Origin of the sequence: Pseudomonas sp. (assembly GCF_026224925.1) — a bacterium.
Classification (GTDB): domain Bacteria; phylum Pseudomonadota; class Gammaproteobacteria; order Pseudomonadales; family Pseudomonadaceae; genus Aquipseudomonas.
In genome coordinates, this window is the sequence record NZ_JAMFRV010000582.1 from 1 (window position 1) to 5,023 (window position 5,023).

At 58.5% G+C, this 5,023-nt stretch carries 4 protein-coding genes; all 4 read right to left on the reverse strand.

Translation table 11 applies throughout. The features are described from left to right. Window positions 1–30: 30 nt before the first annotated feature. Window positions 31–738 (reverse strand): sarcosine oxidase, encoded by a 708-nt coding sequence (locus M0974_RS24275; protein WP_297842978.1) that lies wholly within the window; start codon window positions 736–738, stop codon window positions 31–33. Between the two features lie 3 nt (window positions 739–741). Then, window positions 742–3,681 carry a 2Fe-2S iron-sulfur cluster-binding protein gene (locus M0974_RS24280; protein WP_297842981.1) on the reverse strand — a complete coding sequence of 980 codons (2,940 nt, stop codon included), beginning with the start codon at window positions 3,679–3,681 and terminating at the stop codon, window positions 742–744. Then, window positions 3,668–3,973, reverse strand: a complete 306-nt coding sequence (locus M0974_RS24285) for a sarcosine oxidase subunit delta (RefSeq protein ID WP_297842984.1) — start codon at window positions 3,971–3,973, stop codon at window positions 3,668–3,670. Before M0974_RS24285 ends, M0974_RS24280 begins: the two co-directional genes overlap by 14 nt. 11 nt (window positions 3,974–3,984) lie before the next feature. Continuing rightward, on the reverse strand, window positions 3,985–5,023 hold a 1,039-nt coding region (locus M0974_RS24290; RefSeq protein WP_297842987.1), incomplete at its 5' end, for an FAD-dependent oxidoreductase.

Sequence of the window (5,023 nt, forward strand, 5' to 3'; positions counted from 1 at the left end):
ACAAAGCTACGCGCCCCGGTTGGTCCCCCATTAGAGTCTCGGCATGGCGCCGGAGTTGGGGTACAACACATCCACCCCAACCGCTTTACCAGCAAACTCTTGCATGGCATCCAGCAGTGCGCCCCAGAGGTATTGGGCTGACGCTCGGTCGCAGAGGATGTGGAACAGCGGCACGCTCGTTGAGGAGCCGTTGATGACGACCGCGCTCATGCGGGCTACTGAGGTCTGTGCCACAGCGCCCACTGCAAATGCCTGCTGCCGAAGGTCAACGCCACAGACTTTGGCCATCACCGCGCTGGCGTGTTCGCCGGCCAATACCAGCCACGCGTGGCTGTCCTGGCGTGGCAGCATGTAGCAGGCCTTGGCGGACTGTTGCCACTGGCGTTCAAGTGTCTGAACCCGGGTGCCAGCATCGTGCAAGCTCCCTAGAACAAAGTATTCGGTCTGTGACAGGCGTGCGACCTGGCTGCCGTCGCTTTGCAGTACGCAACGGTTTGGCACATCAGGCAAGTCGAAGTGCTGGGCAGACAAATGCTCGGCAGCATCGGCACCCCGAAAGCCGACCCGCGCCAGGTTGCTCAGGTCGAGCAGGGCACAGCGCTCAAACTGCGCCGCTTCATCCTCATCGGCATAACGGCTGACGATCAAACTGTCACCCAAACGGGCCAGCTGTGCTTGCTGTTGAAGCACATACAGCGGGCTCCGTTCGTGAAAATCCGTGGTGTTAAGAGTGACCATGGTTTACAGCTCCTGACGTGTGCTGTCGTTATCGAAAAACGGCAGTTTGACCACCGTGGCCTGTACCACCTCACCGCCCTCGACCCGAATCGGAATCTGTTGGCCGGGCATACTTTGATCGACGGCGGCATAGGCCAGGCCGATGATCATTCCCAGCGTGGGTGAGTATTCACAGGACGTGACGTTGCCGCTGATGTCCGGACCTTTGAGCACCAAATGACCTTCCAACGGCTGGCTGCTGCCTTTGGGCAAGCTGAAACCCACCAGCTTGCGCTTCAGTGGCTGGGCTTCAAGGATGTCCACGGAGCGACGGCCGACGAAGAACGGCTTCTTGCGTGCAATGGCCCAGCCCATGTCAATTTCCGCCGGGTGGGTCATGCCGTCGGTGTCTTGGCTGATGATCACATGGCCTTTTTCCAGACGCAGTAAGCGCTGGGCTTCGACACCGAACGGTCGAATGCCATGGGCTTTTCCAGCCTCCATCAGCGTATCCCAGAGGTATTCGGCAAAGCGTGCAGGAACATGGATTTCATACCCCAGTTCGCCGACAAAACCGACACGCATTACTCGCGCAGCGATCCCGGCCACGGTACCTTGGCGCACGCCCAGATAAGGGAAGGCCTCAGGTGCCAAATCAATGTCGGCGCACAACGTTTCCAACACCTTGCGCGAGTCCGGTCCGGCCAGATTGACCGCAGCAATCGCGGCCGTGACGTTGGCGATGTCGACGTTCAGGCGCCACTGCACGTTCCACTTGAGCATCGACTGGTAGATCCGATCAACGCCGCTGGTGGTCGCCGTGACGTAAAAATGCTGATCGGCAAGCCGCGCGCACACGCCGTCATCAATGACCACGCCGTGTTCATTGGTCATCAACGCATAACGGGTACGACCGATGGGTTGTTTGGCGAAGGCAAAGGTGTACATCCGCTCCAACAGTTCCGCGGCGTCCGGGCCACGAATGTCGAGGCCACCCAAGGTCGACACATCAATCAGACCGACGCCTTTGCGCACCTGCAGGGTTTCTTCCTGCATGCAGCGTTCACGGCTAGCAATCTGACCTTTTTCATCCATGAACGGGTAATAGGCCGGGCGCTGCCAATTGCCTGCCGGCATCATTTTCGCACCAAGCTCAACGTGCCGTTGATGGATAGCCGTACGCCGCACCGGATCAAAATTACGACCGGCAATGTGCGCGAGCTTTTCTGCTTCGAACGGCGGACGCGCGGTGGTTACCCCCGTTTCACTGACCGTGCGCTGGGTCGCCGCTGCCACCAGACGTGCAGTGGGCAATGCTGAATGCCGGCCTTGCGACGGGCCCATGCCTACCGTGGAAAAACGTTTGACCAGTTGCACGTCGCGGTAGCCGTGACGGGTGGCGTTGATAATGTCGCGGATTTGCAAATCTTCATCAAAGTCGACGAACTCCTTGCCATCCGGGTGCGGGAATATTGGCCAATCAAAATTGACTCGCTGTTCGGGGCTCAGCGCCTGCTCTTGCTGATCGGCACTTAAACCCAGCGCTATGGCCGCTTGAGCACCCATTTTTGCGCCGTCCAACAGCACGTTTTCCAACAGGTGCCGACCGTTTGCCGAGCCAGCAATCGCCAGGTTCTTCGGCAAGCCGGTGATCGCAAATTCTGCGGAGGGATCGGCGTAAGCCAGCTTACCGCCGGCCTGACACGCCAGTTGGTAGACCGGCATGTAACCGGCGGTCATGCACAACAAGTCGCAATCAAATTTAAGGCTGTCCTTGGCCACTTCGCCGCGCTTGGTTATGCGCCGCACATCGACACCGCTGACGTGGCGCATGCCTTTGCTGTGCAGGGCCTCGTACACGGTATGTTGCAGATGAACAGTGATCCCCAGACGCTGTAATTCGGCGCTCAAATCAGGGTCATCAGCGCCAGCGCGCATGTCGACGACTGCGGCCACTTCAACGCCTTGTTGGTGCAGATCCAGCGCCGTGCGATAGCCGTCGTCGTTGCCAGTCAGGACCACGGCACGTTTACCCGGTTTGACTGCATACAGCTTCATCAAGCGTTGCGCGGCACTGCACAGCATCACGCCTGGCAGGTCATTGTTGCGGAAAATCACCGGCTGGTCGAAAGCCCCCGAAGCAATGATGCATTGGCTGGCGCGCACTTTGAACATGCGCTTGCCCTTGATCACCGGCAGGTAATTGTCGGTGAACCAACCATTACACGTAGCTTCGGTGAGAACCTGAATGTTGGCGTGCCGGGTCACTGCGTCGACCAAGCCCTTGCGCACGCTGTCAGCTTGAGTGCCTTGAACGTCAAAGCGCGCATAGGTCAGGGCGCCGCCCAGCAAGCGTTGTTGCTCGATCAGCAACACTTTTGCCCCGGCATTCGCAGCGGTCAGTGCCGCCTGCAAGCCAGCAGGACCGGCGCCGATAACCGCCAGATCGATGAACAAATAAGCCTTGTCGTAATACTCCGGCTTAAAGTCGAGGTTGAGAATGCCCAGCCCGGCTTTCTTGCGGATGATCGGTTCCCAGATTTTCCACATGCCCTTGGGTTTGTAGAACGAGCGGTAATAAAAGCCCACCGGCATGAAGCGCGAGAACTTGCCCAGCAGCGCGTCACGGTCATTGTCCAGGGTGCCGGCGTAATTTTGCCCGCTGACGTCGGCGCCGGCTTGCAACCAATAGGTATCCGCCAGCACGTTAGGCTCGTCCGGCAGTTGTACCAAGGTATTGGCGTCTTGCCCGGCCATGGTCAATGGGCCGCGTGGCCGGTGATATTTGAACGAGCGCGACAATAGGTAACGACCATTGCCCAGCAACGCACTGGCAATGCTGTCACCGGCAAATCCGGAATACGGCTTGCCATCGAAGTTAAACGCCAGCGGACGCTGACGGTCGATCAACAGGCCCATGGGCGCGGGCAAGCGGTTATCAAAATTGGCATCAAGCTGGTTCATTGCGGTGCTCCACTGGGCTGAAGTCGACGCGCTGGGTGTAGATTTCCTTGGCGTCGAACGTCCGTAGAATTTCGTCGGTGACGGTATGACGTTCAGCGAGGAACCAATAACTGGAGGCGTTGTGCATCCACCATTCACGGACCACGCCTGCAGCGTTTTCGCTGTTGAACACGTAATGTGCCCATTGCGCGTCGCTGCAAGTAGTTGGATTTGGCATGTCCTTGAACTCGCCGCCATAGGTGAATTCGGTGATGTTGCGCGGCCCATTCAGGGGGCAGTTCATGACTTTCATAGGTGTGCCCCTTAGTGGCTGGCCGCCGTAGCGCCCATTTCGTTGACTTGTTGAAAGGTTGAGAAGCGTTCCAGGCCAAAGGGTTTGATCAAATCCGGGACTTTGCCGCCGGAAGCGACCAGCTCAGCCATAGTCTTGCCGCAGATTGGCGTGGCCTTGAACCCCCACGTGCCCCAACCGGCATCCAGGTAGTAATTCTCTACCGGCGACAGGCCCATGATCGGGCTGTAATCGGGGGTCATGTCGGTGATCCCGGCCCACTGTCGCATCAACTTGGCGTTGGCCAGGAACGGGAACATTTCCACCGCTGCCGAGATCAGGCTTTCTTTCAGGTCGAGGGTCGAGCGCGTGTTGTAAAGCGGGTAGGGGTCCGAACCGCCACCGAATACCACTTCGCCGCGGCTGGTCTGCTGCACGTAACAGTGCAGCGCCGATGAACTCACCAGCGGGTCAAGAAACGGTTTGAATGGCTGAGTCACCATCGCTTGCAGCGGATAACAGACGATGGGCATTTCAATCTTGGCTTTCTTCGCCATTAGCGAGCTGTGCCCGGCGACGGCCTGCACCGCGCAACCGCATTTAATCGTGCCGCGATTGGTCTTCACGCCAGTGATCCGGCCGTTGTCGATGATCAGTTCCTGAACTTCGGTCAACTGATGGATTTCCACGCCGCGTTTCGCTGCACCCTTGGCATAACCCCAGGCCACCGCATCGTGCCGCGCGGTGCCGCCATCGATATGCCAAAGCCCGGCCAATACGGGTAAATGGCCGGGGTCGAGGTTGAGGCTCGGCACCAGTTCGCGAATCTGCTGGCGGTCGATCATTTCCGTGCGGCCGCCAAAGTGCTTGTTCACTTCAGCACGTTGGCGGAATGCACGCACAGTGGCGTCGGTGTGGGCCAAGGTCAGCTGGCCGCGTTCGGAATACATGATGTTGAAGTCGAATTCGTTGGACAGGTCTTTGAATAACTTCACCGACTCGCTGTAGAACTTCACGCCTTCACTGGTCAGGTAGTTGGAGCGGATCACCGCGGTATTACGCGCGGTGTTA